General features: G+C 69.4%; 26 protein-coding genes. 14 read left to right on the forward strand and 12 right to left on the reverse strand.

Features of this window, described 5'->3' with window-relative positions:
• Positions 1-2: 2 nt before the first annotated feature.
• Both ACIUM1_RS17260 and mhuD read right to left on the reverse strand, forming a co-directional pair.
• A complete protein-coding gene (locus ACIUM1_RS17260; protein WP_406813844.1) occupies positions 3-1,367 on the reverse strand; it encodes a serine hydrolase in 1,365 nt (454 codons plus the stop codon).
• Positions 1,342-1,662 carry a mycobilin-forming heme oxygenase MhuD gene (gene mhuD, locus ACIUM1_RS17265; RefSeq protein ID WP_406813845.1) on the reverse strand — a complete coding sequence of 107 codons (321 nt, stop codon included), beginning with the start codon at positions 1,660-1,662 and terminating at the stop codon, positions 1,342-1,344. Before mhuD ends, ACIUM1_RS17260 begins: the two co-directional genes overlap by 26 nt.
• A 63-nt stretch (positions 1,663-1,725) precedes the next feature.
• On the opposite strand from mhuD, the gene ACIUM1_RS17270 reads away from it, so the two are divergent.
• The 3 genes from ACIUM1_RS17270 (at position 1,726) to ACIUM1_RS17280 (ending at position 3,531) form a co-directional block, all read left to right on the forward strand.
• Positions 1,726-2,496 carry an alpha/beta fold hydrolase gene (locus tag ACIUM1_RS17270; protein WP_406813846.1) on the forward strand — a complete coding sequence of 257 codons (771 nt, stop codon included), beginning with the start codon at positions 1,726-1,728 and terminating at the stop codon, positions 2,494-2,496.
• Between the two features lie 311 nt (positions 2,497-2,807).
• Positions 2,808-2,996 carry a hypothetical protein gene (locus tag ACIUM1_RS17275; RefSeq protein ID WP_406813847.1) on the forward strand — a complete coding sequence of 63 codons (189 nt, stop codon included), beginning with the start codon at positions 2,808-2,810 and terminating at the stop codon, positions 2,994-2,996.
• Between the two features lie 82 nt (positions 2,997-3,078).
• The gene (locus tag ACIUM1_RS17280; protein ID WP_406813848.1) at positions 3,079-3,531 is read left to right on the forward strand and encodes a DUF1931 family protein; all 453 of its coding nucleotides are present in this window, start codon (positions 3,079-3,081) and stop codon (positions 3,529-3,531) included.
• Positions 3,532-3,648: 117 nt separating this feature from the next.
• Here the strand turns inward: ACIUM1_RS17280 and ACIUM1_RS17285 are convergent, their stop codons facing one another.
• The gene (locus tag ACIUM1_RS17285; RefSeq protein ID WP_406813849.1) at positions 3,649-4,548 is read right to left on the reverse strand and encodes an A/G-specific adenine glycosylase; all 900 of its coding nucleotides are present in this window, start codon (positions 4,546-4,548) and stop codon (positions 3,649-3,651) included.
• Between ACIUM1_RS17285 and ACIUM1_RS17290 the strand changes: the two genes are divergently transcribed.
• Together ACIUM1_RS17290 and ACIUM1_RS17295 are read left to right on the forward strand one after the other, a co-directional pair.
• On the forward strand, positions 4,547-5,164 hold the full coding sequence (locus tag ACIUM1_RS17290; RefSeq protein ID WP_406813850.1) for a carbonic anhydrase: 618 nt from the start codon (positions 4,547-4,549) through the stop codon (positions 5,162-5,164). The two genes, ACIUM1_RS17285 and ACIUM1_RS17290, sit on opposite strands and share 2 nt — an antisense overlap.
• 126 nt (positions 5,165-5,290) lie before the next feature.
• A complete protein-coding gene (locus ACIUM1_RS17295; RefSeq protein WP_406813851.1) occupies positions 5,291-6,100 on the forward strand; it encodes a hypothetical protein in 810 nt (269 codons plus the stop codon).
• Positions 6,101-6,121: 21 nt separating this feature from the next.
• On the opposite strand, the gene disA is transcribed toward ACIUM1_RS17295, so the two are convergent.
• Genes disA through ACIUM1_RS17310 form a run of 3 tightly spaced genes read right to left on the reverse strand, consistent with a single transcriptional unit; the run spans position 6,122 to position 9,245 of the window.
• The gene (disA, locus tag ACIUM1_RS17300; protein ID WP_406813852.1) at positions 6,122-7,195 is read right to left on the reverse strand and encodes a DNA integrity scanning diadenylate cyclase DisA; all 1,074 of its coding nucleotides are present in this window, start codon (positions 7,193-7,195) and stop codon (positions 6,122-6,124) included.
• Between the two features lie 6 nt (positions 7,196-7,201).
• Positions 7,202-8,638 carry a DNA repair protein RadA gene (gene radA / locus ACIUM1_RS17305; RefSeq protein WP_406813853.1) on the reverse strand — a complete coding sequence of 479 codons (1,437 nt, stop codon included), beginning with the start codon at positions 8,636-8,638 and terminating at the stop codon, positions 7,202-7,204.
• 49 nt (positions 8,639-8,687) lie between these two features.
• Positions 8,688-9,245, reverse strand: a complete 558-nt coding sequence (locus ACIUM1_RS17310; RefSeq protein ID WP_406813854.1) for a hypothetical protein — start codon at positions 9,243-9,245, stop codon at positions 8,688-8,690.
• Between the two features lie 322 nt (positions 9,246-9,567).
• On the opposite strand from ACIUM1_RS17310, the gene carD reads away from it, so the two are divergent.
• Genes carD through ACIUM1_RS17340 form a run of 6 tightly spaced genes read left to right on the forward strand, consistent with a single transcriptional unit; the run spans position 9,568 to position 14,661 of the window.
• A complete protein-coding gene (carD, locus tag ACIUM1_RS17315; protein WP_003419482.1) occupies positions 9,568-10,056 on the forward strand; it encodes an RNA polymerase-binding transcription factor CarD in 489 nt (162 codons plus the stop codon).
• Between the two features lie 16 nt (positions 10,057-10,072).
• Positions 10,073-10,786, forward strand: coding sequence for a 2-C-methyl-D-erythritol 4-phosphate cytidylyltransferase (gene ispD, locus ACIUM1_RS17320; protein WP_406813855.1), 714 nt, complete (start codon positions 10,073-10,075; stop codon positions 10,784-10,786).
• A complete protein-coding gene (ispF, locus tag ACIUM1_RS17325) occupies positions 10,783-11,262 on the forward strand; it encodes a 2-C-methyl-D-erythritol 2,4-cyclodiphosphate synthase (RefSeq protein ID WP_406813856.1) in 480 nt (159 codons plus the stop codon). The genes ispD and ispF overlap by 4 nt, the downstream gene beginning before the upstream one ends.
• Before the next feature lie 49 nt (positions 11,263-11,311).
• Positions 11,312-12,730, forward strand: a complete 1,419-nt coding sequence (cysS, locus tag ACIUM1_RS17330; RefSeq protein ID WP_406813857.1) for a cysteine--tRNA ligase — start codon at positions 11,312-11,314, stop codon at positions 12,728-12,730.
• On the forward strand, positions 12,731-13,663 hold the full coding sequence (rlmB, locus tag ACIUM1_RS17335; protein WP_406813858.1) for a 23S rRNA (guanosine(2251)-2'-O)-methyltransferase RlmB: 933 nt from the start codon (positions 12,731-12,733) through the stop codon (positions 13,661-13,663). It abuts the gene before it with no gap.
• A 5-nt stretch (positions 13,664-13,668) separates the two neighbouring features.
• Positions 13,669-14,661 carry a glycerophosphodiester phosphodiesterase gene (locus ACIUM1_RS17340; protein WP_406813859.1) on the forward strand — a complete coding sequence of 331 codons (993 nt, stop codon included), beginning with the start codon at positions 13,669-13,671 and terminating at the stop codon, positions 14,659-14,661.
• Here ACIUM1_RS17340 and ACIUM1_RS17345 read toward each other — a convergent pair.
• On the reverse strand, positions 14,658-16,067 hold the full coding sequence (locus ACIUM1_RS17345) for an FAD-dependent oxidoreductase (RefSeq protein WP_406813860.1): 1,410 nt from the start codon (positions 16,065-16,067) through the stop codon (positions 14,658-14,660). The genes ACIUM1_RS17340 and ACIUM1_RS17345 overlap by 4 nt on opposite strands.
• A gap of 170 nt (positions 16,068-16,237) precedes the next feature.
• On the opposite strand from ACIUM1_RS17345, the gene ACIUM1_RS17350 reads away from it, so the two are divergent.
• Positions 16,238-18,880: a LuxR C-terminal-related transcriptional regulator gene (locus ACIUM1_RS17350; RefSeq protein WP_406813861.1), complete on the forward strand. Its 2,643-nt coding sequence runs from the start codon at positions 16,238-16,240 to the stop codon at positions 18,878-18,880.
• Here the strand turns inward: ACIUM1_RS17350 and ACIUM1_RS17355 are convergent.
• From ACIUM1_RS17355 to ACIUM1_RS17370, 4 genes are read right to left on the reverse strand one after another with little or no spacing between them, the layout of a single operon-like run.
• On the reverse strand, positions 18,877-20,118 hold the full coding sequence (locus ACIUM1_RS17355) for an SLC13 family permease (RefSeq protein ID WP_406813862.1): 1,242 nt from the start codon (positions 20,116-20,118) through the stop codon (positions 18,877-18,879). The genes ACIUM1_RS17350 and ACIUM1_RS17355 overlap by 4 nt on opposite strands.
• An 11-nt stretch (positions 20,119-20,129) precedes the next feature.
• The gene (locus ACIUM1_RS17360) at positions 20,130-21,047 is read right to left on the reverse strand and encodes an MBL fold metallo-hydrolase (RefSeq protein WP_406813863.1); all 918 of its coding nucleotides are present in this window, start codon (positions 21,045-21,047) and stop codon (positions 20,130-20,132) included.
• Entirely contained in the window at positions 21,047-21,805 is a 759-nt protein-coding gene (locus ACIUM1_RS17365) for a LamB/YcsF family protein (protein ID WP_406813864.1), read from the reverse strand. Before ACIUM1_RS17365 ends, ACIUM1_RS17360 begins: the two co-directional genes overlap by 1 nt.
• A gap of 60 nt (positions 21,806-21,865) precedes the next feature.
• Positions 21,866-22,576: a sensor domain-containing protein gene (locus ACIUM1_RS17370; protein WP_406813865.1), complete on the reverse strand. Its 711-nt coding sequence runs from the start codon at positions 22,574-22,576 to the stop codon at positions 21,866-21,868.
• Between the two features lie 141 nt (positions 22,577-22,717).
• Here ACIUM1_RS17370 and ACIUM1_RS17375 point away from each other — a divergent pair, with 141 nt between their 5' ends.
• Positions 22,718-23,797 carry a LacI family DNA-binding transcriptional regulator gene (locus ACIUM1_RS17375; RefSeq protein WP_406813866.1) on the forward strand — a complete coding sequence of 360 codons (1,080 nt, stop codon included), beginning with the start codon at positions 22,718-22,720 and terminating at the stop codon, positions 23,795-23,797.
• A gap of 12 nt (positions 23,798-23,809) precedes the next feature.
• On the opposite strand, the gene kstR is transcribed toward ACIUM1_RS17375, so the two are convergent.
• On the reverse strand, positions 23,810-24,409 hold the full coding sequence (kstR, locus tag ACIUM1_RS17380; protein WP_406813867.1) for a cholesterol catabolism transcriptional regulator KstR: 600 nt from the start codon (positions 24,407-24,409) through the stop codon (positions 23,810-23,812).
• A 341-nt stretch (positions 24,410-24,750) separates the two neighbouring features.
• Here kstR and ACIUM1_RS17385 point away from each other — a divergent pair, with 341 nt between their 5' ends.
• Positions 24,751-26,874 (forward strand): acyl-CoA dehydrogenase family protein, encoded by a 2,124-nt coding sequence (locus tag ACIUM1_RS17385; RefSeq protein WP_406817724.1) that lies wholly within the window; start codon positions 24,751-24,753, stop codon positions 26,872-26,874.
• Positions 26,875-26,906 lie beyond the last annotated feature (32 nt).

A 26,906-nucleotide genomic window follows, 5' to 3' on the forward strand; every position in this document is an offset into this window, starting at 1 on the left:
GCTCAGTGCGGGGCGATCAGCGCGAAGGCCTGTTTGGCGATCTTCAGCATCCAGCCGGTCACCGTCGGCCCGTGATCGCGCGGCCAGGTCAGCTGAAAGCTCACCACCCATGATTGCCCCGTCTTGTCCACGGCGTACCAACTGAACGTCAGATCGCCCGGTAGGCCACCGGCTTTCGCGCCGATATACGGCCAGACGCTGTGGTCGAGCTGGATACCCGCGACCGCGGACAGGATGTCGCGCACCGGTGCGGCCTTGCCGACGGCGTCGGCCTGCAGCGCCGCGTGAACCCGGCAGATGTCCTCGGCGTTGCCGTACCACTCCGCGCCATAGGAGGACGCCGGCGAGTGCGCCCGCATCGGATCCGGGTCATAGGGCGTCGAATTCGCCCGCTCGAGCAACTGCCCGCGGACTTGCGGTGACCCGTGCTCCCATTGCTCGCGCAGGTCGGGCCTGCCCCAGCCCACCGAGAACAACTCGTACATGGTGGGGAACGGCGTCATGCTGGCCGGGTCGTGATGGCCGGCGGTGGCCAGCGCTTCCTCGATGGCATGCGTGCCCATCCTGCCGATCAGCAAGTCGGTGGCCATGTTGTCACTGGTGGCGATCATCTTCTCGGCTGCGGTGCGCACCGAAACATGCGCCCCGGCCGGCAATGCCAGGCCTGACGAGCCGACGGCCCGGCTCTTCTCGGTGACCGTCAGCTGGTCGTCCCAAGACACCGTGCCGTCCTTGATCGCGCCCGCCAGCGCATGCAACACGTACAGCTTGAAAATGGATGCCAGCGGCAAGGATTGGCGGGTGTTGGTGCCCGCCACCGGGTCGCAATGCCCGTCGTTGACCTTGGCGACCTGATACGAGTAGCGCGCACCGGTCTTGCTCAACACCGCGTCGATGTCATGCCACGAGTTGATCGTGGGCGCCTGGGTGTCGAGGTCGAAATGATCGACATAGCCGCCGTCGTCGGTGTGAATCCGAATGTCTTGGCGCGCACCGTAGGACGAGGTGAGGTGCAGGGTCGCCACGCTCGCGCCGAGGTCGACCCCGTTGAGCGTGAACGGACGGTCCCACCACAGCGCCTCCATGGTGGTCTCCACCGACTCGACCTTGTCGGGTGCGGCGAGGGTCCCGACGCCGACCGGCCCGATGGGCCAGTCCGAGTTGAGCATGTCCAACGTCTGCTGAGCCCGGATTCCGGGCGGGGTCCGGATGTCGATCTGGCGTCCCGGATTCGCCGCGTTGGCCTGCGGGGAGGGGTTGGGGGCGCAACCGGGCGCCAATGTCACTACCAAAGCGGCGGCCGCGCTCAGCGTCAATGCGCGGCGCCAGGCCGGGAGCCCGCTAGCCACCCTGCTTGTTGCCGGCAACGTCCATCACAACCTCGAATTCCAGCAGCGAGGCCCCGGTCGCCACCGGCTTGGCCCGCTCACCGGAATGCGCTTCGATGGCCGGCCCCTGCGCCCATGCCTGGAATGCCTCCTCGGACTCCCACTGAGTGACCACGAAGTAGCGGTTTTCACCCTTGATCGGGCGGAGCAGCTGAAAGCCCAGGAAGCCGGGCTGGTTGTCGACGGCGTGCGCCCTGTGGGCGAACCGCTTCTCCAGCTCCGGGCCGGCGTCGGCGGGTACTTCGATGGCGTTGATCTTCACCACTGGCGACATGCCGCTAGGCTACCCCGACCATCCGCGTGCTCAAGCCCAGGGCGGTACCCGCAAGATGGTGCTATGCCCAGCCATCTGCTGACCTGCCATGGGGGAGACGGCGAGCCACTGGTGCTGGTGCACGGCCTGATGGGGCGCGGCACCACCTGGCCGCGGCAGCTGCCCTGGCTGACCCGGCTGGGCACCGTCTACACCTACGACGCGTTGTGGCACCGGGGCCGCGACGTCGACGACCCGCACCCGATCAGCACCGAACGGTTCGTGGCCGATCTGGCGGACGCAGTGCGCACGCTGGCGGTGCCGGTCCGGATGGTCGGACACTCGATGGGCGCCCTGCACTCATGGTGTCTGGCCGCGGAGCGTCCGGATCTGGTTTCGGCGCTGGTGGTCGAGGACATGGCGCCGGACTTCCGCGGCCGCACCACCGGGCCGTGGGAACCGTGGCTACACGCGCTTCCAGTCGAATTCTCCTCGGCCGAACAGGTTTTCGCCGAATTCGGGCCCGTCGCGGGCCAATATTTCCTGGAGGCCTTCGACCGCACCGAAACCGGTTGGCGGCTGCACGGTCACACCGCGCGCTGGATCGAGATCGCCGCGGAGTGGGGCACCCGGGACTACTGGGCGCAGTGGCGCGCGGTGCGCGCCCCCGCGCTGCTCATCGAGGCCGGCAATTCGGTCACACCGCAGGGTCAGATGCAGGAGATGGCTGAAATAGGCCACGACACAGCGTATTTGAAAGCTCCGGAAGCCGGTCACCTGATTCACGACGACGCGCCGAGCTTGTACCGCGAGGCGGTCGAGTCGTTTCTGGCCCAACTACCGCCAGCCCGGTGACGATACCCGGCATCCAGGCTCACGACAGCTAGGCACCGAACTCCGGCGCGCGATTCGCCTTTGTTCTCGCTCGGTTCCCGGCCGCTCCCCGGCGCAGCGCAGCTACACCGATACCAGCCCAAGGGTGCCGTCGATGATGTCGCGTTACGGCCGGTGCTCGCGGCGCAGGCACGGCCCATTGTCTTGCGAGGTCCATCCGAATGCCGGTTACTCGTACCTCGAGGCTCATGTGTGCGGACACCGCGGTCGCGCAAACTACTTCGGGACGGTGGTCCTCGCCGCCCAGCACGACGACTTGTCAGGAGCGCACAATGACGACACAGGTCGGCCTTGAAAAGAAAGAGCGCGATTTTCTCGTGCAATGCGTCGGCGACGCACACCAGATGCTGGATCGTCTCTCGGGCGTGGACCCGAATGGTCCCGCCCTGGTGTGGCTGGCCGAACAGTTCCTGCAGTTGCGTCGGGGCGATTGCCCGCCTGCCCACGCGATGACCTTGTGATCTCGGCCGGATCCCGAGTCGGCCCCACGGCGCCCGGGCGCCGTGACCGTAGTCATTGCTCGAATCATCAGGAGGTATACCGATGACCCATCCATCAGGTGTGCCGGCGTTCGAACGGTTCTTTCGCTCGGTCGCCGGCATCAAGATCGGCAAGAACGACGTGCGGCGCTTCCAGGAGTTCGTTGACGAGCAGATCGATGACATCGCCATCGCCGCACGGGACTCGGCGAAGTGGAATGGACGCGACGTGATCGTGCCGCAGGACCTACCGATCACCAAAGGCGTCCAGGAGCGGATGCGCGAGTTCGACAAGCTCGACGAGGCCGAGGAGATCCGCGAGTTGTTGCGCCAGGCGGTGCGGCGACCACCCGCGGATGTCACATTCGATGAGGACACTGAAAGGCTGCTGCCCGAGCTGTTCGGCGGGCTGAGTATCGCGCTGGCCCGGTCGTTTCGAGTGCTGGATTCGACGCTGGAAACCCCGTCGACCCAGCAGTGGGACCAGGTCTTCACGCTCTTCCGGTTGATGTTTTAAGCCGGTCTCGGCTTAACCGTGTGGTCGAGCGCACAGACCTCGCGCCGTTGGCACCCATCGGAGGGGTCCACCAGGGGGAGTATTCGCCTACCTGCCAGCGGGCATGGAGTGCCGTGGCTACTCCTCACCGGCCAGCGCGAACCGGCCGTCGCGCGTCTGCGTCACCAAGCCGTCGGCCAGTAGCGAGTACAGCGCGCGGTCGCGCTGCGCCGTATCGGCCAGCCATGCCACATCCAGGTCGGCGCGAGTCACCGGAGAAGCGTTGGCGCGCAGCACATCCATCAACCGGCCGCGGACCTGACGGTCGGTTCCGGCGTAGGTCTGGACGCGACGGGCCGGGCCCTGCGCGGGCGGATAGCCGGCCTGCCGCCACGCGCACCGGCCCAGCGGGCACAGCCCACAGCGCGGCGCCCGCGCCGTACACACCGTCGCGCCCAGTTCCATCAGCGCGACGGAAAACTTCGGCGCCGTCCCGTCGGCGGGCAGCAGCGCCGACACGTCGGCGTGGTCGCGCGCCGCGGACGGAGCGCCGGCGTCGGCCAGGCCGTGCACCACGCGCGTCACCACCCGGCGCACGTTGGTGTCCACCACCGGCACCGTCTGGCCGTAGGCGAAGCAGGCGATTGCGCGGGCGGTGTAGCTGCCGACGCCGGGCAGCGTCAGCAGGGTGTCGACGTCGCGGGGAACTTCGTCGCCGTGATCGCGCGCGATCACGATCGCGCACTCGTGTAATCGCATGGCCCGCCGCGGATAACCCAGCTTGCCCCAGGCGCGCAGCACGTCGGCGGTACTGGCCGCAGCCGTGGTCGACGCGGTGGGCCAGCGCTGCACCCAGTCGGTCCAGATCGGCAGCACCCGGGAGACCGGCGTCTGCTGCAACATGAATTCGCTGACCAGGATCTGCCAGGCGCTCACCCCGGGCTGCCGCCACGGCAGATCGCGACTCGACCGGTCGTACCAATCGAGAAGTTCGCTTGCGCAGACGGTCATCCGGTCGTGCGGCATGATGTGTGCCATGCCCAACACCAGTCCGGTAACAGCGTGGAAAACACTCAAAGAGGGTAACGAGCGATTCGTCGCAGGCCGTCCCGAGCATCCCCATCAAAGTGTCGAGCGCCGAGCGAGTTTGGCGTTGGGCCAGCAGCCGATCGCGGCGGTGTTCGGCTGCGCGGACAGCCGGGTGGCCGCCGAGCTCCTCTTCGACCAAGGGCTGGGTGACATCTTCGTGGTGCGCACCGCCGGTCAGGCGATCGACGCGGCGGTATTGGGCTCCATCGAGTACGCGGTGGCGGTGCTCAACGTTCCGCTCGTCGTCGTCGTCGGCCACTCCGGCTGCGGTGCGGTCAAGGCGGCCGTGGGAGCGATCGATGACGGCGCGGTACCCGGCGGCTTCGTGCGCGATGTGGTGGAACGCGTCGCCCCGTCGATCCTGGTGGGCCGTCGCGACGGCTTGAGCAGCGTCGACGAGTTCGAGAAGCGGCACGTCGGTGAAACCGTCGCGCAGCTCGCGTCCCGGTCGACGATCATCGCCGAGCGGTTGGCCGCGGGCACCCTGGCGATCGCCGGCGTCACCTATCAGCTCGCCGACGGGCGGGCCGAATTGACCGACCACGCGGGCGACCTGGGCGAGTAACAGCGGCGAATACGGCCCGGCAGGCCCGGGTACCCGCGCGCTACTACACGGCGGTTGCCCAGCAAACCCGGCGACACGCCGAGGCGGGTCAGCCGAATCGATGTGACCTGGGCTTACGCTGCGAACGTGCTCGATCTGGAACCGCGTGGCCCGCTACCCACCGAGATCTATTGGCGGCGCCGAGGCCTGGCCATTGGTATCGCGGTCGTCGTGATCGGGATTGTGGCCGCCATCGTCATCGCCTTCATGGGGCATAACGCGGGCGCCAAGCCCGCCAATGCCGACAAACCCGCTGCCGCTCAGAACAAACCGGGATCGCCTGCGCCGCAGGCACCCCCACCGGCCGGACCCGAGGGCCCCGCTCCGGTGGTGCCCCCGGCGCAGGGGCAAAATCCCGAGACGCCCACCCCCACCGCGGCGGTGCAGCCGCCGCCGGTGCTGAAGGAGGGCGACGACTGCCCGGACTCGACGCTGGCAGTCAAGGGTCTGACCAACGCGCCGCAGTACTTCATCGGTGATCAGCCCAAGTTCACCATGGTCGTCACCAACATCGGGCTGGTGGCCTGCAAGCGCGACGTCGGCGCCGCGGTGCTGGCGGCCTACGTCTACTCGCTGGACAACAAGCGACTGTGGTCGAATCTGGACTGCGCGCCGTCCAACGAGACGCTGATCAAGACCTTCACCCCGGGCGAGCAGGTGACCACCGCGGTGACCTGGACGGGGATGGGCTCGGCGCCGCACTGCCCGCTGCCGCGCCCGGCCATCGGCCCGGGCACCTACAACCTCGTCGTGCAACTGGGCAACCTGCGCTCGTTGCCGGTTCCGTTCATCATGAACCAGCCGCCACCGCCGCCGGGTCCGGTGCCCGGACCGGGGCAGCCGGGCGCCGTGCCGCAGCCGGAGGCGCCGCCAATGCCCCCGCCGCCGGCCGGCTGAGGCCAGCGCACATCAGCTCACCTAGCTCAATGAGTCGGTGATCGTCGACTCGGCCAGCTGGGACAGTCCTTCCCGCACGTGCCGGGCCCACATCGCGCCGATGCCGTCGACCGATTGCAGGTCGGTGGCGCTGGCCGCCAGCACGTTCTGCAGCGTCCCGAACGAACGGACCAGTAGGTCGGCGTGGGCGAACTGCAGCCGCGGAATGCCGGCCAGCGCCCGGTAGCCGCGCGGACTGACCGCCGAATCCTGCGCCTCGGTGGTCGTCGGATAGCCGAAAACCTTTGCCAGGATGGTGAAGTCAAGCAGTTCGGTATCCGACAGCGCATCCAGCTCGTCCAGCGTGGCCGTCATCTGTACCTCCGACAACGGCTCCGGGCTGGCGTGATAGTCGCGCACGATCAATTCGCGGGCGTTGTCATTGTCGCCCAGCAGCTCGTCGAGCTGCAGCCGCAGTTGGCGCCCGTCGGTGCCGAGTTCGACCACGTCGTTGTCGATCACCTGGCCGATCCGCCGGACCAGCTCGAGGCGTTGCACCACCGTCATGACGTCGCGCAGGGTGACGAAGTCCTCGATCTCGGCGCGCGACAGCTGCCTGCTGACCTCGTCGAGCCGGGTCTTGTAACGCTCCAGGGTGGCGATGGCCTGGTTGGCCCGCGATAGGATGGTCGCCGAGTCGGCCACCACGTGGCGCTCCCCGCCCACGTAGACGGTGACGATGTTCATCGAGTGGCTCACCGAGATCACCGGGTATCCGGTCTGGATTGCGGCCCGCTCGGCGGAGCGGTGCCGGGTTCCCGACTCGTCGGTGGAGATGGACGGGTCCGGGACCAGTTGCACGTTGGCCCGCACGATGCGGCTGCCGTCCGTGGACAGCACGACGGCGCCGTCCATTTTCGCCAGCTCGCGTAGCCGGGTGGGTGCGTAGCGCACATCCAGGGCGAAACCGCCGTCGCAGATGGCCTCGACGGCCTCGTCGTTGCCGAGCACGATCAGCGCGCCGGTACGGCCACGCAGGATGCGTTCCAGGCCGTCGCGCAGCCCGGTGCCCGGAGCCAGGCGGGCGACAGTTTCACGCAGCGTCGGACGAGTCACAACGTGTCATTCTTCAGGCCCAACGCGCCGTCCGTCCAGCCAGCGCACGTTTGCGGGCTTGCGGCCGCGGTGGTCGGCGATGTCGATCATGTGCTGCAGCGCCGCCACGATGGTGGGTGCCCGCAGCGCCCGCATCCCGTTCGGCACGATCTCGCGCCGGGGATCGTCCCCGTCCGGGATGAGCGCGATGCTGAAGCCCTGGCGTGCGGCCTCGGACAGGCGCCGCTCCATGCCGCTGACCCGCCGTAGGTCCCCGGCCAGCCCCACCTCGCCGATCATCACCGCCGTGGTGGGCAGCGGCAGGTCGGCCAGCGCCGAGGCCAGCGCGACCGCGACGGCCAGGTCCGACGACGGATCGGTCAGCCGCATGCCGCCCACGGTGGACAGGTAGATGTCGTTGATAGACACCGGCAGCTTGGCGTGCTTGTCCAGCACCGCGGTGATCATCGCCGCCCGGGAATGGTCGATGCCGCTGACCGCGCGCCGCGGTGAACCGCCGGCAGGGGTGGCCAACAGGGCCTGCACCTCGCCGATCAGCGGCCGTTTCCCGTCGAGCGTCACGGTGATCGCGGTGCCCGGAACCGGGGCCGGACGCTGATCCAGGAACAGGTTCGACGGGTCGGCGACGCCCTCGATCCCGTTGTCGTGCAACAGGAAACACCCGACCTCGTCGGCCGCCCCGAATCGGTTCTTGATCCCGCGGACCATGCGCAGCGAGCCGTTGCGGTCGCCTTCGAAGTGCAGCACCACGTCGACGAGGTGCTCCAGGGAGCGCGGCCCGGCGATGGCCCCGTCCTTGGTGACGTGCCCGACCAGGATCAGCGCGACTCCGTTGGTTTTGGCGGCGGCGGTCAGCGCGGAGGTCACCGCGCGCACCTGCGTGACCCCGCCGGCCACCCCGTCGGCCTCGGTGGTGGACATGGTCTGCACCGAGTCCACGATCACCAGCGCGGGCCGCACCGTGGCGATGTGCTCGAGCACGGTGTGCAGGTCGGATTCGGCGGCCAGATAGAGCTCGTCGCTGCCGCAGCCGATGCGGTCCGCGCGCAGCCGGATCTGGCCCGCGGACTCCTCGCCGGAGACGTACAGTGCGCGGCGGCCGGATCCCGCCCAGCGGTGTGCCACCTCGAGCAGCAGCGTCGACTTACCCACCCCGGGATCGCCGGCCAGCAGTGTGACCGAGCCGGGCACCACGCCGCCACCGAGCACCCGGTCGAGTTCGCCTACCCCCGTCGTGCGGTGCCGGCTCGCGCTCGGCTCGATGGACGTGATGGGCACGGCCGGTGACGCCGTGGCCAGGCCGCCGCGACGGCCGGCGACCGCGCTGAGAACTGGGACCTCGTCGACGGTGCCCCAGGTGCCGCACTCCATGCAGCGGCCGACCCACTTCGCGGTGACATGCCGGCATTCCGAACAGCGGTATTGCGAGCGCGCAGTTGCCACGTCATGACGGTAGCGAGCCCCTACGACAAGCCCGAGTCACGACAGGCGGTTACCCCGCTTGGTTTTGCTGAGGCGCCAACCCGGCCGAAATCGGCACCGCGACGCTGCCCTGGCCGGCCTTTTCGAAGCTGAAGGTGAAGTTGTAGGTGAGGCCGTTGGAGATCGGCTTGGCCAGGTTGACGGTCGCCTTGGCCGCGGCGGTGTTGGACCCGACCGGGCCCGGCGCCACCTTCTGCCCCTCTGGCGTGCCGATGAACAGCGACCCGCCGGCCGGCAGCCGGGTGTCGCCGCTGACCGTCACCGTGCCGATGTCGGTGGTGATGCCGACCAGCCGGTCGGCGGAGGTCGGGGAGAGGTTGACGGCCACCAGCACCAGGTCCACGCTCCGGCCCGGCTGCAGGTAATCGCCGGTTTGGTAGGCCTGGATCCTGATGTCGCGCAGGGCGACGTTGTTGAACGTGACCTTGTTGCCGTTGACGGCCGGCTCCTGCACCGCCATCTGCGACACCTGACCGGCTCCGCAACCGCTGAGCAGAGCGGCCAGCACGGCCGTCACCCCGGCGACGGCGAGCGCGGGAAGGCCGAGGCGGATCTTGAAGCGGTTCACTCTCTCAGGCCTCCTGCTGAGCCGGTTCGACTGATGCAACTATGCACAGTAGTAGGGACGCCCCGCGCGCGATAGCGCGGGGCGCCAGACCAGCGCAGGAGCGCCGGTACGTGCCCCTGACCGACCCCTGACGGACCACTGACGGACCACTGACGGACCACCGCAGGGCCACGTCGTCGACGTTGGTAATGTGCTGCACTGCACGACTTGCTCCCCATGTCAACCCCTAATCTGCGCGTGTTGTGCCCCTGACCTGCATCGTTGCTTCGCGCGTAGTTAGGCGGCCGTGTTAGGATGAAGTAACGAAAGGGGCTCGAATCAGATGATCTTCAAGGTCGGCGACACCGTTGTATACCCGCATCACGGTGCTGCGTTAGTCGAGGCGATCGAAACCCGGACGATCAAAGGGGAACAGAAAGAATATCTCGTCCTGAAGGTGGCGCAGGGTGACCTGACGGTTCGAGTTCCCGCCGAGAACGCTGAGTATGTGGGTGTCCGCGACGTGGTCGGACAAGAAGGTCTGGACAAGGTTTTCCAGGTGCTGCGCGCCCCGCACACCGAAGAGCCGACGAACTGGTCGCGCCGCTACAAGGCGAATCTCGAAAAGCTTGCTTCCGGCGACGTCAACAAGGTGGCCGAGGTAGTCCGCGACCTGTGGCGTCGCGATCAGGAGCGCGGTCTGTCGGCCGGCGAGAAGCGGATGCTGGCCAAGGCCCGTCAGATCCTGGTCGGTGAGTTGGCGCTGGCCGAGAGCACCGACGACGCCAAGGCGGAGACCATCCTCGACGAGGTTCTGGCCGCCGCTTCCTGAAGGCCCTGACACTTCGGTGGCCCCGGAGACGGGCACCTCAGGCAAAGTAGTCGCAGTCGTCCCCGCCGCAGGGTCGGGGCAGCGACTGGCCGCAGGAATTCCCAAGGCATTTTGTTTGGTTGACGGCCGCACGCTGCTGCAGCGCGCCGTCGCCGGCTTGCTGGACTCCGGGGTTGTCGACCAAGTCGTGGTCGCGGTTCCCGCCGGGCGCATCGACGAGGCCAACCAGGTTCTGGATGGCCACGTCGGCGCCGGGCGAACCACCGTCGTCGCCGGCGGGCCCGACCGCACCGAATCCGTCAAGCTGGCCCTGGCGGCCCTCCCGTTGGCGGCGCCCGAGTTCGTGCTGGTTCACGACGCCGCCCGGGCGCTCACGCCGCCGGCGCTGGTCACCCGCGTGGTGGCGGCGCTGCGGGCCGGTCACGACGCCGTGGTGCCCGGGCTGCGCCTGCATGACACGATCAAGGCCGTGGACGCCAACGGCGTGGTGCTGGGGACACCCGAGCGCGCCGGTTTGCGCGCCGTGCAGACGCCGCAGGGCTTCGCCACCGACCTGCTGCTGCGCGCCTACGGGGCCTATCAGGCCGGTGGTGGCGCCGGTTTCACCGACGACGCGTCGCTGGTCGAGCACGTCGGCGGCCGGGTACAGGTGGTCGACGGCGACCCGCTGGCATTCAAGATCACCACCCAGCTCGACTTGTTGCTGGCCGAGACCGTGGTGCGCCGATGACCGCGCTGCCGAGGGTCGGCCTGGGCGTCGACGTGCACCCCATCGAACTCGGACGGCCGTGCTGGCTGCTGGGTCTGCTTTTCGACGACGCCGATGGCTGTGCGGGCCATTCCGACGGCGACGTGGGGGCGCACGCGCTGTGCGATGCGGTGCTGTCGGCGGCCGGGCTGGGCGACGTGGGTGCGGTGTTCGGGGTCGACGATCCGCGCTGGAAAGGCGTCAGTGGCGCCGACATGCTGCGCCACGTCGCGGACCTGGCTTCGCGGCAAGGCTTCCGGGTCGGCAACGCCGCCGTGCAGGTCATCGGGAACAGGCCCAAAGTCGGTCCACGTCGCGACGAGGCACAGCGGCTGCTGTCCGAATTGCTGGGTGCGCCGGTCTCGGTGGCGGCCACGACGACCGACGGGTTAGGGCTGACCGGACGCGGTGAGGGCATCGCCGCCATCGCCACCGCGCTGGTGATCGCCACCGGGTAAGCCCGCGCACCGCCGGGCGCCGGAGAACTACCCGGTAAGCTGGCACGTCGTGACCGATGACGCCCGTTTGCGGCTACACGACACGGCAACCGGCGCCGTGCGTGACTTCATTCCGCTGCGCGAGGGTCACGTCTCCATCTACCTGTGTGGCGCCACCGTCCAGGGGTTGCCACACATCGGCCATGTCCGCAGCGGGGTGGCCTTCGACATCCTGCGCCGGTGGCTGATCGCGCGCGGCTGCGACGTCGCGTTCATCCGCAACGTCACCGACATCGACGACAAGATTCTCAACAAGGCCGCCGCGGCGGGCAGGCCATGGTGGGAATGGGCGGCCACCTATGAGCGCGCCTTTTCCGCCGCCTACGACGCCCTGGACGTGCTGCCGCCGTCGGCCGAACCGCGAGCCACCGGGCACATCCCCCAGATGATCGAATTGATGGACAGGCTGATCGAAACCGATCACGCCTACGCCGCCGGCGGTGATGTCTACTTCGATGTGCTCAGCTATCCCGAATACGGGCAGCTGTCCGGGCACCGGATCGACGACGTCCATCAGGGCGAGGGCGTGGCCACCTGCAAACGCGATCAGCGGGACTTCACCCTGTGGAAGGCCGCCAAGCCCGGCGAGCCGTCCTGGCCCACCCCGTGGGGCCGCGGACGCCCGGGCTGGCACCTGGAATGCTCCGCCATGGCCCGCACCTATCTGGGGCCCGAATTCGACATCCATTGCGGCGGAATGGATTTGGTTTTCCCGCACCACGAGAACGAGATCGCCCAGAGCCGCGCCGCCGGCGACCGATTCGCCCGCTACTGGCTGCACAACGGCTGGGTGACGATGGGCGGCGAGAAGATGAGCAAGTCGCTGGGCAACGTGCTGGCCGTACCGGCGCTGCTGCAGCGGGTGCGCGCCGCCGAACTGCGCTACTACCTGGGCAGCGCCCATTACCGGTCGATGCTGGAATTCTCCGACAACGCCCTGCAGGACGCCGTGAAAGCCTATGTCGGCGTTGAGGAGTTTCTGCACCGCGTTCGGGTGCGGGTCGGCGGCGTCGAACCCGGGCAATGGACCCCGCGGTTCGCCGAAGCCCTCAACGACGACCTGGCGGTGCCGGCCGCGCTGGCCGAAGTGCATCACGCCCGGGCCGAAGGCAACCGGGCGCTGGACTCCGGCGATCACGAAGGCGCACTGCAACATGCGCGCGCGATCCGCGCGATGATGGGCATCCTGGGTTGCGACCCACTGGACGAACGCTGGGAGACCCGCGACGAAACGTCGGCGGCGCTGGCCGCCGTCGACGTGCTGGTCCAGGCGGAGCTGGAGAATCGGCAGAAGGCGCGCGAGCAACGCAACTGGGCGCTCGCCGACGAGATCCGCGACCGGCTCAAGTACGCCGGCATCGAGGTCACCGATACCGCCGACGGACCGCAGTGGGAGCTGTCGGCCCATGAAGACAAGCGCGACAAGTAGATGGCCGGCAACTCGCGTCGCCGTGGGGCGATCCGCAAGGAGGGCACCAAAAAGGGCCCAACCGTAGGTTCGGGCGGCCAGCGCCGCCGCGGCCTGGAAGGCCGCGGCCCCACCCCGCCCGCGCACCTGCGTCCCAACCATCCGGCAGCCAAGCGCGCCAAGGCCCAGAGCCGCCGGCCGGCGCGGGGGCGGACCGACGAAGTCGAGACGGTGCTGGGCCGCAACCCGGTACTGGAATGCCTGCGCGCCGGGGTGCCGGCCACCGCGCTCTACGTGGCGCTGGGCACCGAGGCCGACGAACGGCTCACCGAATCCGTCACCCGGGCAGCAGATTCGGGCATCTCCATCCTCGAGGTGCCGCGTACCGATCTGGACCGGATGACCAGCAACCACCTGCATCAGGGAATCGCCCTGCAGGTGCCGCCCTACGACTACGCCCACCCCGACGATCTGGTGGCCGCCGCGCTTGCCTCGCCGCCGGCGTTGCTGGTGGCCCTGGACAACATCTCCGACCCCCGCAACCTGGGCGCCATCGTCCGTTCGGTGGCGGCGTTCGGCGGCCACGGGGTGCTGATCCCGCAGCGGCGGTCCGCCTCGGTGACGGCGGTGGCGTGGCGCACCAGCGCCGGGGCCGCGGCCCGCATCCCGGTGGCGCGCGCCACCAATCTGACTCGGACACTGGCCGATTGGGCCGGCCGCGGGTTGCGGGTGATGGGGCTGGACGCAGACGGTGACACCACGCTCGACGACATCGACGGCACCGATCCGCTGGTGGTCGTCGTCGGCTCGGAAGGTAAGGGGCTGTCGCGGTTGGTGCGGCAGAACTGCGACGAAGTCGTGTCCATCCCGATGGCCGGCAACACCGAATCGCTGAACGCGTCGGTGGCCGCCGGGGTGGTGCTCGCCGAAATCACGCGCCAGCGCAGGAGATAACTCCGATGCCCGGCCGGCCCGCGCGTCTTCTTGCCGTGCTGGTGGTGGTGCTGCTGGCCGTCGCGCTGTGGCCGGTTGTCGCTGCTGGCGCCCAGGCCGGCGACTTCGATTTGCAGGCCCACCGCGGGGGACGCGGAGAGACCACCGAGGAATCGCTGCGCGCTTTCGCCAAGTCGCTCGAATTAGGCGTCAGCACTCTGGAACTCGACATCGTGCTGACCAAGGACCGACAACCGCTGGTGTGGCATGACCCGGTGATCCAGGCCGACAAGTGCGCCGACACCGCTCCCGCGGTCGTTGGTGACCCGCAATACCCGTACGTCGGCAAGCTCGTGCACGAGCTCACCCTGGCGCAGGTCGACACCTTGGACTGTGGGCGCCCGCTGGATGACTTCCCCCGGGCCGAAGTGGTGCGGGGCAACAGGATTGCGACGCTGCCGCAGGTATTTGCGCTCGCCGACTCCTACCGCGCCGATGCGATCCGCTACAACATCGAAACCAAGGTGGAGGCCGACCGGCCCGGCGCGTCGGCCGAACCGCAAGAGTTCGTCGACGTGATACTGGCCGCGGTCAGGTCGGCGGGCAAGGTCGACCGGGTGGAGATTCAGAGCTTCGACTGGCGCACCCTGCCGATGGTGCGCAGCGCCGAGCCGGCAATCCCGTTGGTGGCCCTGTATGACGAGCACACCTGGGCACCGGACTCGCCCTGGCTGGCCGGCGAGAGCCCGGCACTCATCGGCGATCCGCTGGTCGGCGCGCGGTTAGTGGGCGCCGGCATCGTGTCACCCGACTACCGGCTGGTCGGCGGCGGGCCGTACGTCGACCGAGCGCATGCACTGGGGCTCAAGGTGATTCCGTGGACCGTCGACGACGCCGCCGCCATGCGTCAGCAGATCGGCTTCGGCGTCGACGGCATCATCACCGACTATCCGACGCTGGCGCGCGCCGTGCTCGCCGAACTGGCGATGCCGTTGCCGACGGCCTACCGGCGCGGCTAGCGGGACACGCTGCCGGCCAGGTCGCCGTCCCCGCGAGCCGGCTGCGCGGCGCCGTGTCGCGCCCGGCGACGGTGGGCCAGGGCGGCCCGCCACATCATGCCCGGGCCCAGCAGCCGCGAAGCGGGATCGATGAGCCCGGTGACCCTGAGGAACCGATCGACCGCGACGGGATCGTATTCGGTCGCGGTGAGTATGCGATCGACGTAGGCGTTGAGCCCCCGGGTGAGCAGCGTTGGCGTGCCCTCGATTTCGGGGAGGCACAGATCGGGGTTGGCCGACAGCTCCCACGCCTGACGGATCGGTACCGCGGCGGCCCGGAAGAATCGCCGCGCCAAATCCTGTGTGCCGTCGGCCAAGCAGTCGCGCAGCGCCACTCCCTCGAGCGCGGCGACCGTCATGCCCTGGCCGTAGATCGGATTGAAGCTGCAGATCGCGTCGCCGATGACCAGCAGGCCTTCGGGAAAGCGCCGGATCTTGTCGTAGCGGCGCCACCGGCTGGACGGCTGACAGTGCCGGGTGGGCTCACCGACAGGTTCGGCGGCTCGGACGGCGGCCAGCAGATGAGCCGGTGCACAGTCCTCGACGAACTCGCACATCGACGTCAGGTCCGGCCGCGGCCCGTGGCCCGCTATGCCATAGACGGTGAGCATCCAGGTGTCGTTCTCCGAGCGCAGCATGCCCAGCCCGCGCGGACGGCCCGGCACTGCTCCGACGAGGAAGCCGGATTCGTGCAGCGCGCCGGGTGTCATGCGCAGGCGTTGGCTCACGTAGGTCAGGTGCACCGGTACCTGAATCTCGGGCGGACGCTGGTAGCCCAGGGCGTTCAGCCACGCCGGGGTGCGGGCGCCGCGGCCGGTGGCATCGAGCACCAGGTCCGCGTGCAGCGTGACGTCGTGGCGGGTGCAACGGTCGACCAGCCGGGCGCCGGTCACGCGGCGGCGGTCAGGTGTCGTGGCCAGGTCCACGATGTCGTGTTCGTCCAGCAGCGTGATGTTGGGGATGCGGCGCAGTTGCGCACGGACGTGTTCCTCGAGGAACGGTCGGGTGGCCAGGTAAGCGGCGAAGGAGGGGGCGCCGCCCGAGCGCACCATCAGATGCTCGCCCATGCGGTAGTACAGCTGCGAGAGGTCACTGCCATCGAAATGGTGTGCGCCGTCGATGACCATCGTGTCGAGGACGCCGGGGAACAACTGCTCGAGGACGACAGCGCCGCGCGGCAGCAGGGCATGCAGGTGGCGGCCGTGCGGCACGCCCCGGCGAGCGGCGGCGGTTTCGGGCGGGAGGTCGGGCAGCGGGTCGCGTTCCACCACCGTGACAGTGTCGAAGAACTCGCTGAGCGCGCGCGCGGCCACCAGACCGGCCATGCTCGCTCCCAATACCAATGCGTGATTACCGATCTGTGCCATAGCCCACCGCCTGTGCTGAGCGCATATCCGACAGAAACCATGCTCTTGACCCGATCGGGGGGCCGACAGCGTAGTCGACTACGCCATTGCCACCCGCGGCGACCACAGGCGAGACCCCGAACGCCGACAAAGCAACCCGGAAAGCGCGCGCGCACCGTTATAGTCGCCGAGTGATCGGCGCCGAGCCGCAGGCCGGACGCGACAGCGAACTGGGAATGATCCGCCGCGCACTGGGCGCGGGCGGCAACCACGTGGGCGTGGTGATCGCCGGAGCCGCCGGCGTGGGCAAGACCTGGCTCGCCCATGAGGTGCTGCGGCGCGCCGAAACGGCGGGGGAGCGGACCACGTGGATCGTGGGCACCGACTCGGCGCAGGCGCTGCCGCTGGGAGCGTTCATCGGTGTGATGACCGAGGCCATGAATGCGGCGCAGTCGAATCCTTTAACCGACGTGCGACGGGTGATCAATTCGTTTGTCGCACAACAGCGTCAGCGCCGCGTGCTGGTAGGGGTGGACGACGCGCACCTGCTGGACGGCCTGTCTGCGCTCGTCGTGCACCAGTTGGCGCAATCGGGTGGGGTCCGGCTTGTGGTCACCGTCCGTACCGGCAGTGACGAACCGGACGCGGTGACGGCGCTGTGGAAAGACGGGCTGTTGGCAAGGTTTGATCTCAAACCGTTTTCGGCAACGGCGACACGCGAGGTCATCGAGAGCAAACTGGGTGGTCCGGTCGAGGCGCGCAGCGCGATGCGGTTCCAGAAGCTGACCGGCGGTAACGCGCTGTTCCTGCGGCAGCTGCTGGCCGATCAGGTGGCCGCCGGGCGGATGCGGAAAACCGCCGGGGTGTGGATGTGGGACGGCGGCGTTGCGGTCTCGGCGAGCCTGTCCGACATAGTGGGCCGCCAAATGGGTGGGCTCAGCCCGGAAATCGCGTTGGTGATCGACACGCTGTCGCAGTGCGAGCCGCTGCCGGTGGCGGTGCTGTGCGATTTGGCCCGGCGCGCCGACCTGGCGGCAGCCGAGCGGATGGGCCTGGTGAATGTCGAACGCACCGGCGCCGGGTTGATGGCCAGGCTTGCCCACCCGCTGTTCGGGGAGCTGCGCCGCGCGAGCGCCGGCGAGCTGTATCTGTCGGAAATCCGGGGCAGGCTGGCGGCGCGGCTGGGCGTCGACGGCGACGCCGACGTGCAGGCCACCGTGCGCCGCGCCCTGCTACGTCTCGAGTCCGACCTCGATCCCGATCCCGCGCTGTACCTGGAATCGGCACGGCATGCGATGACCCTGCTGGACCTGGATCTGGCCGACCGGTTCGCCACCGCCGCCGCGCAAGCCGGTGCGCCCGGGGCGGCGGGGGTGCGGGCGATGAACCTGGCGCTGCTCGGGCGGGGCGAGCCGGCCGAGTCGGCGCTGCGCGCGATGGCCGATGACGACGAGCCCGACGGCCACCACTGGGCGACCGTGCGGGCGGCCAACCTGATGTGGAATCTGTTCAACCCCGCAGACGCGGCGACGATCCTCGACCGTCTTGCCTCGTCGAATTCAGAGACGCCGGGCCAGCGGGCGGAGCGGTTGGCGGTGCAGGCGTGCCTGGATGCGGCAGCGGCGCGCTGTGAGCGCGCGGCCGACAACGCGCGAGCTGCCCTGGCTTTCCCCGAGCTCCCGGGCTTCCACGCGATGATGGCCTCGCTCGCGTTGATCATGGCGATGGGGGCGCTGGGTCAGGTCGACGAGCTCGCCGGGGTGGCCGAGCAGACGCTACGGCGGGCGACGACGTCGTTTCAGGCTTCACACATGCGGTTCTGGTTCGGCGCCGTCTACGGGCGCGCCTGCCGGTTGACCGGTCGAATCGATGAATTCGTCAGCACGGCAAGACAATTGGCCGATTCGTCCCGCGACATTCCGGGTCTGGCGTATGCGAACCTGGCCCTCCTCTCGGGCAACGCCGAGCTGGCTCGCGGCGCCGTCGCCGAGGCGGCCAGGCTGGTGCACGAGGCCGTGGCCGGTGTGCAAACACACTATGTGACAACGGGTTTGCGCCCGGCGAGCTATTTCGCGTTGGCCGAGGCGCACGCCAAGCTCGGGCAGGCCGGCGAGGCGAACGACGCGGTCGACGCGGCGCGGTCATGCGTGCCGGCCGATTTTTTGTTCATGCATACCGGCCTGTCGCTGGCCGACGGGTGGGCGATGGCCGCGAGCGGCCGGTTGGGCGAGGCCGTGGCATGCGTGGCGGAGGCGGCGCGGCTTGCCCGCGACCGGGTCCAGCCCACGCACGAGCTGGCGTGTATCCAGGCGGCGGCGCAATGGGGCGATGCCTCGCAGGCGGCCCGGGCGCGAGAGCTGGCCGAGGCGCTGCGACTGCCGCTGGCCGACGCCGTCGCATCGCACGCGGAGGCGCTGTCGGCCTGCAACGGTGAGGGCCTGCTGGCGGCGTCGGCGGCGTACCGGGGCATAGGCGATCGGGTCGCGGCCGCCGACGCGGCGGCGCAGGCTGCGGTGATGTTCGACCAACGCCAACACCATCGCCGCGGGCTCTACGCCGCGGCGCTGGCCAGGGAACTGGCCGATGAGTGCGGTGGCTTGCACACCCCGGCGCTGCACACCCCGACGGGCCTGAAGCTGTCCGGCCGCCAGCGCGCTGTCGTCGACCTGGTGGCGGCCGGTCTGTCCAACCGCGAGATCGCCGAGAAGCTGGTGATGTCGGTGCGCACCGTGGAGGGCCACGTGTACCGGGCCTGCCAGCGGGTGGGGGCGCAGTCGCGCGAGGAGCTGGCGTCGATCATCCGATCGGGCCCCTGCGGCTCCGCCGCGCCCTAGAGACCCAACAGCCGCGCCGAGCCCCACAGCGCGAGCACCGCCACCGTCAGCGAGGCGGGCACCGTGCACACGCCGAGCCGGGTGTACTCGACCACCCCGGCGTCGACGTCGTGCTGGCGTAACACGCGCCGCCACAACAGGTTCGACAGCGAACCGACGTAGGTCAGGTTGGGGCCGATGTTCACCCCGATCAGCACCGCCAGAACCGCCACCGGCCCACTCGGCACGACCAGCGGCAGCAGCACCAGCGTGGCGGGCAGGTTGTTGACGACGTTGGCCAGGGCGGCGGCTATCGCGGCGATGGCCAGCAACGCGGGCAGCCCCGAACCCGACGGCAGCACCGCCTTCATCGCCCGGTCCATCCCGTTGAGCATGACCGCCTGCACCACGACGCCCAGCGCCAGCACGAACACCAGGAACGACACGTTGACCGAGCGCGCGATGTCGGCCACCGAGGTGTGTCGATGACGCAGGCTGCGCACGGCCAGCACCGCGGCGCCGCACAGTGCCACCCAGGCCGGCGCGATCCCCACCGACTGGGCCACCGCGAACCCGGCGAGCGTCAGCGCGACGACCACCAACACGAACACCGGCGGCCGCGGCGGTGCGCCCGATTCCTTCGGATCCGGCTGCACCCGAAGGTCGCCGGCGAAGAACCATCGGAAGATCAGGTAGAGGACGGCCACAGCGCCCACCCACGGCGCCGCCATCACCAGCGTGAACTTGGTGAACGAGATGTTCGCGGTGTGGAAGGCCAGCAGGTTGGTCAGGTTGGACACCGGCAGCAACAGCGAGGCGCCGTTGGCCAGGTGTGCGGTGGCGTAGGCGTACGGCCGCACCCGGGTGCGCTGTCGCCGGACGGCGGCCAGCACCACCGGCGTCAGCAACACCACGGCGGCGTCCAGGCTGAGCACCGCGGTGATCGCCGAGGCGATGACGAACACCCGCCGCAACAGGCCGCCCGACCCGACCCGCCCCCGCGTGATCGCCGCGCCCGCGGCCTCGAACAGGCCTTCGTCGTCGCACAGCTTGGCCAGCACCAGCACCGCACCCAGGAATGCCACCACCCCGGACAGGTCGGCGATCTGTTGGCCCGCCTGGTGAACCGAGATCGCGCCGACCGCAATCAGGATCAGGGCCGCCGGGACCGCGGCCAGCGCCTCGGGCCAGCCTCCGGGGCGCACGACCGCGAAGGCCAGGACCACAGCCAGCAGCAGCAACGCAAGCGTCAGGGCCAACGTCTAGCGCTTCACTTCCATGGGTCTTCGCCCCGCCACACCGTGGGCAGGTGCACCGCGACACCGTCCTGTGCGGCCAGCTCGTCGAGGACGCCGACCGAGACGTCCAGGTCATCGACCGCGTAGGGCAAGGCGCGCAACGGTTTTGTCAGCGGGCGGAAGAAGTCGTCCCAGTGAATGAGGATCACCCGGCGCGCCCCCACCGCGCGCACGGTCTCGGTCCAGTAGTCGATCATGTATGACCGCGGCTGCAGACCCAGCTGCCCGACGGATAGGTACACGGCGTCGGCGCGGTGGCCGGCCAGGGCGCCCTTGACGAAACCGGCGCTGCCCTGGATCAGCAGCCGCCGGCCGGTGGGCCGGTGGTGGACCAGCGTCGACCAGGACTCCCCGCATCGGTAGGCCGACGCCTTCACCGGCGGGGTCACCGGTTCGTCGATGACGCCGGGAAAACGGTCGGGCGGGCAGTGGTGCGATTCGATCAGGGTCACGTCGTAGGCGCCCAACTGAATCGGTTCGCCGTCGACCGCGACGACGATCCGGTTCTCCGGCAGCCCGTACCCACGTCCGACATTGGCCGCGGACCGCCCGCCGACCAGCTGCGCGCCGGTGCGGTCGGCGACCAGCGCGGAGTCCAGCACGTGGTCGATGTGCGTGTGCACCGGAATGACCGCCGCCAGCCGCGAGACCTTGGCCCTGGCCAGGCATCCGTCGACGCGGGGCGGCGACGGCGCCACCTTTCCGGCGGCGACCTTGGCCAGGCTGGGCCGGGAGAAGTAGCCATCGGTCATCAACGCCGACGAGCCGTCGTCGATCAGCAATGTCGCCACGCCCATCCAGGTCACCGAGGGCGTGCCGGGACCGGCGGCGGGCGCGTCGAACCGGTCCGCATACCGCGCGATGTCTGGGCGGCCGAGTTTCAGCCGCATCAGCAGAAGGCCTTGATCTCGACGCCGGCCGTCTCGAGGCGTTCGCGAACGGCGGTGGCGATCTGTACGGCTCCCGGTGAATCGCCGTGCACGCAAACCGATTCCGCTTTCAGCGTGAGCGGGGTGCTGTCGATCGCGGTGACCTGCCCCGAGGTGACGAGGGTCGCCACCCGGTCGGCGATCGCCGCCGGGTCGTGCAGCACCGCGCCTGGCTCCCGACGGGACACCAGCCGGCCGTCCGGCCGGTAGGCTCGGTCGGCGAAAGCCTCTGCGACCGTGCGCAAATCGCGGCGGACGGCCTCGTCGAAAAACGCCGAGCCCGACATGCCCAGCACCGGCAGTCCGGCATCCACCAACCGCACCGCCTCGGCCACGGCGGCGGCCTGCTCGGTGTGGGTGACGATCGTGTTGTAGAGCGCGCCATGCGGTTTCACGTAGCACACCGCCGAGCCGGCCGCGTGTGCCATGGCCTGCAGCGCGCCGATCTGATACATCACGTCGGCGACCAGGTCCTCGGCGGCGACGTCGATGAAGCGCCTGCCGAACCCGGCCAGGTCGCGGTAGCTCACCTGGGCCCCGATGCGGACCCCGCGCCGGGCGGCCGACCGGCATACCCGCAGCAGGCCCGCGGGGTCGCCGGCATGGAAACCGCAGGCCACGTTGGCGCTGCTGACGATGTCGAGCATGGCGTCGTCGTCACCTAGGCGCCAGACGCCGAAGCCTTCGCCCAGATCGGCGTTGAGGTCGATGCCGGCCACTCGCTCAGCTTATGGGAGCGCCCGGGCGCCGGCCGAGGCGAGGAGGTGGTGCACGCCCGGCTACTGCCTGGCGACCCTGGCGGCGATCCGCTGGGCGAGGTCGACGGCCGACCCGCCGGGCAGGAAGGAGCCGCAGGTGGCGACGTCGATGACGACGTTGTTGCGCGCGGTCAGCGCCCGCTGGCAGGTCCAGCCGTTGCTGTCTTCCTGGATTTCGGAGGTGCTCAGCGTGCCGTCGACCTTATGCGCCTCGCCCACCGTCCACACGATTTCGGGCTTGTCCGGGGGATGTTCGGAAAACTTGCGGTTGGCGCAGCCGAACCACCGTCGCACCGAGGTGTCGTAGAACGTGTCGGCCTTGCGCGCGGAGGGATAGGCGATCACGGCCTGGATGGCGGAATCGTTGCGGACACTCGGGTCATCGAAGTTGTCGTCGAGGCGTTGTCCGCGCATCGCGGTCCAGCCGGTGTCGGCGTAGACGGCTTCCTGGGCCGGGCCGTCCATCGCCAGGCAGCTCGTGTCGCTGAACGTCGGGCTCCAGTCCCACATCGCCTGCGTGCCATAGCGCAGCCGCATCCCGGCCGTGAGCAAGGAATTGATCTCGCCCACGTCGAGCAGCAGGCCGTCCAGGGACGCGGCCGCCACCGGAGGCTGGGGGAGCGGGCCGGCGTGGTCCGCGGGCGACGCGCTGCCGCCGACGACGGTGGTGCAGCCGGTCGCCAGGGCGGACACCGCCGCCTGCATCAGGAACGCGATCCGCCGGCGCACCATTGCCTTCCGGACGTTGGGGCCAATCTGTGCCCCAGTTTAGGCGGCGAACCCGCCCCGGCGACCGATCAACCAGCGGACCAGATGAATCAGAAACCGGAAGCTGGTACGCGCGCGCCGCGATCCGCTGTAGCCTCACCGAACGTGAGTCCCACACCGCGCCGGCGTGCGACTCTGGCGTCGTTGGCCGACGAACTCAACGTTTCGCGCACGACGATCTCGAATGCCTTCAACCGGCCCGACCAGCTCTCCCCGGATCTGCGTGAGCGCGTGCTCGCGACGGCCAAGCGGTTGGGTTACGCCGGCCCCGACCCGGTGGCCCGATCGTTGCGCACCCGCAAGGCCGGCGCGGTCGGTCTGGTGATGGCCGAACCTATGACCTACTTCTTCAGCGACCCAGCCGCGCGGGACTTCGTCACCGGGGTGGCGCAGTCATGCGAGGCGCAGGGGCAGGGGCTGCTGCTGGTGGCCGTCGGGCCCAGCCGCAGCCTCAAAGACGGCACGGCCGCCGTGCTCTCGGCGAGTGTGGACGGCTTCGTGGTCTATTCGGTGTGCCACGAGGATCCCTACCTGCAGGTGGTGCTGCAGCGCCGGCTGCCGGTCGTGGTGGTCGACCAGCCCAAGGACCTGGCCGGCGTGTCCCGGTTGGGCATCGATGACCGCGCCGCGATGCGCGAGCTCGCCGGCTACGTGCTGGGCCTGGGACATCGCGAGATCGGGCTGCTGACCATGCGGCTGGGCCGGGACCGGCGACAGGGCCTGGTGGGCACCGACCGGCTGCGCTCGCCCGCCTTCGACGTGCAACGCGAACGCATCATCGGCGTGTGGGAGGCGATGACGGCCGCCGGCGTCGACCCGGATTCCCTGACCGTGGTGGAAAGCTACGAGCATCTGCCCGAGTCGGGCGGCGCGGCCGCCAAGGCGGCCCTGGAGGCCAATCCGCGGATCACAGCGCTCATGTGCACCGCGGACATCCTGGCCCTGTCCGCGATGGATTACCTGCGGGCACATGGCATTTACGTGCCCGGTCAGATGACCGTCACCGGATTCGACGGTGTACCCGACGCCATCAACCGCGGCCTGACCACGGTGTCGCAATCGAGCCTGCAGAAGGGTCGCCGGGCCGGCGAGCTGTTGTTGAAACCGCCGCGATCGGGGCTGCCGTCCGTCGAACTCTTGGACACCGAGCTCATCCGGGGCCGCACCGCCGGACCGCCGGCCTGAGCCGGTTGGAGGCTAGGTCTGTTCGGTGTCGCCGATCAACAGCCGCACGGCCAGGTCCAGCCGCTTGCTGACGTCGGTGGCCGACGCCCGCCGGGTGAGCCACGCCAGCAGGTTCGACAGCCAGACGTCCGAGATCACCCGGGCGATGTGGTACTGGTCCTCGGTCGGTTCGCCGTCGGCCATCGCCCGCGCGAACATCGAGTCGATGAGTTTCTCGACCTGGTCGACCTCGCTGGCCGCCGACGCGTCGGCGAACACGTAGGCGCGGGTCATCGCCTCGGTCAGCAGGGGATTGCGCTGCATCGCGCGGTTGAGCTTGCCCACCATGAAGTTGAGCCGCTGAAACGGCGTGCCCCCGGTCATCGCCGAACGGTCCGTTTTGGCGTCGATGCGGCTGAACTCGCGGCCCAGCGCCGACACCAGCAGGTGCACCTTCGACGGGAAATAGCGGTACAGCGTCCCCACCGCGACATCGGCGCGATCCGCCACCGCGCGCATCTGAACTGCCTCGTAGCCGCCCTTGGACGCGATGGCCATGGTGGCATCGAGGATGCGCTTGCGGCGTTCGCGCTGCGCCTCCGACCCCAGTTCGGATTCCGCCAGTACCGCCACGTTCATGACCTCGCGGGGCTGCGAGTCAGAAACGCGCCTCGAATGTGCGTTGGCTGGCATGTGACGGTTTGCTCCTGTTCCCGGCGGTTCGTTAGCAAACGATACGCATTCTGCGTGTGAATTTCCCACCTCCGTACCGCCGCGGACAAGCGCTGTGCTGCTGTAATGACGTTCGACTTGACGGTCGAACACTGGCACTATTAGAACACGTTCTAGTCTGCGGAGAGCGCGTTGCGTGCGAACACGCGATGGAGAGGTACCCGCTTGGCGGGCAGATCGCACAATCAGGACAAGGGGTGCGACCCTTGTCACGTCGAGTCAAGGACGTGGAGGTCCTCAGGGTGGTAGCGACCGTCACCGACGAGCAGTTTGCCGCGCGCGCCCTGGTGCGCGACTGGGCCCGCAATTCGACGTCCGGCCCGGGCGGCACCGCGGCGATCCGCGACGTGGAGCAGGGTGAGGCCGACGCCTGGCGGCCGGTGTTCTCCCGGCTGGCCGACCTCGGGATCTTCGGCGTCGCGATCCCGGAGCAGCTCGGCGGCGCGGACGGGAGCATCGAAGACCTGTGCGCGATGGTCGAGGAAGCGGCGAAAGCGCTGGTCCCCGGGCCGGTGGCGACCACCGCGCTGGCCACGCTGGTTGTCTCTGATCCCGAGCTGCTGGGCGCCCTCGCCTCCGGCGAACGCTTCGCCGGCCTGGCGCTGGAAGGCGACATCGCGTTCGACGGCGCGACGTCGAAGGCGTCGGGCACGCTGCCGTTCGCGCTGGGCGTCGCGGACGGAGCCGTGCTGTTGGCGCCGGCCGGCGGGAAGTGGCTGCTGATCGACACCGGCGGCGAGGGCGTGCAGATCGAGCCGCTGCAGGCCAGCGACTTCTCCCGGCCGCTGGCCCGCGTGGTGCTGAACGCGGCGCCGGCCGAAGTGGTGTCGGACACCCGCGCCCGCGTCGAGGAGCTGGCCGCCACGATCCTGGCGGCCGAAGCGGCCGGCATCACCCGTTGGTCACTGCAGACCGCCGTCGACTACGCCAAGGTCCGCGAGCAGTTCGGCAAGCCGATCGGCAGCTTCCAGGCCATCAAGCACATCTGCGCCGAAATGCTGTGCCGAGCCGAGCAGGCCGAGGTCGCGGCCGCCGATGCCGCGCGCGCCGCCGCCGAGGACGACGAAGCCCAGTTCTCCATCGCCGCGGCCCTGGCCGCGAGCACCGGCATCGCCGCCGTGAAGGCGAACGTCAAGGACTGCATCCAGGTGCTCGGCGGCATCGGCTGCACCTGGGAGCACGACGCGCATCTGTACCTGCGCCGGGCTCATGCCATCGGCCGGTTCCTGGGTGGCGCCGAGACGTGGTTGCGTCGCATCACCGCGCTGACCCAGGCCGGTGTGCGGCGCCGGCTGGGGATCGACCTCACCGAGGTCGAGGACCAGCGGGCGGAGATCGCCGCCGCCGTCGCTCAGATCGCCGAACTGCCCGAGGAGAAGCGGCAGGCGGCCCTGGCCGAGGCGGGCCTGCAGGCGCCGCACTGGCCGCCGCCCTACGGGCGCGGCGCCGGGCCGGCCGAGCAGCTGTTGATCGATCAGGAACTCGCGGCGGCCGGTGTCACCCGGCCCGACCTGGTGATCGGCTGGTGGGCGGCCCCGACCATCCTCGAGCACGGCACCCCCGAGCAAGTCGAACGCTTCGTGCCGGGCACCACGCGCGGCGAATTCCTGTGGTGTCAGCTGTTTTCCGAGCCGGGGGCCGGCTCGGACCTGGCCTCGCTGCGCACCAAAGCGGTTCGCACCGACGGCGGCTGGAACCTGACCGGGCAGAAGGTGTGGACGTCGGCCGCGCAGAAGGCGAAGTGGGGCGTGTGCCTGGCCCGCACCGATCCGGATGCGCCGAAACACAAAGGCATCACCTATTTTTTGGTGGAAATGAGCTCACCGGGCATCGAGATCCGTCCACTGCGTGAGATCACCGGTGACTCGTTGTTCAACGAGGTGTTCCTGGACAACGTGTTCGTGCCCGACGAGCTGGTCGTCGGCGAGGTGAACGACGGTTGGCGACTGGCCCGCACCACGTTGGCCAACGAGCGGGTCGCGATGGCAAATGGAACGGCGCTGGGCAATCCGATGGAGGAGTTGCTCGAGGTGCTTGCCGAGCTCGACCTCGATGCCGCGGAGCAAGATCGGTTGGGGCGGTTGATCGTCACCGCGCAGACCGGTGCGCTGCTGGACCAGCGGATCGCCCAGCTGGCCGTCGGCGGCCAAGACCCCGGGGCGCAGTCCAGCGTGCGCAAGCTCATCGGCGTGCGCTACCGGCAGGCCCTGGCCGAATTCACCATGGACGTGTCCGAGGGCGGCGGCCTGGTGCACAACCAGGCGGTGTTCGATTTCCTCAACACCCGCTGTCTCACCATCGCCGGCGGCACCGAACAGATCCTGCTCACCGTCGCCGCGGAGCGGCTGCTCGGGCTGCCGCGCTAGCCGAGATCTGCTGCGGCGGCCCGTAATTCGGT

Origin of the sequence: Mycobacterium sp. M23085 (assembly GCF_045343915.1) — a bacterium.
Lineage (GTDB): Bacteria > Actinomycetota > Actinomycetes > Mycobacteriales > Mycobacteriaceae > Mycobacterium.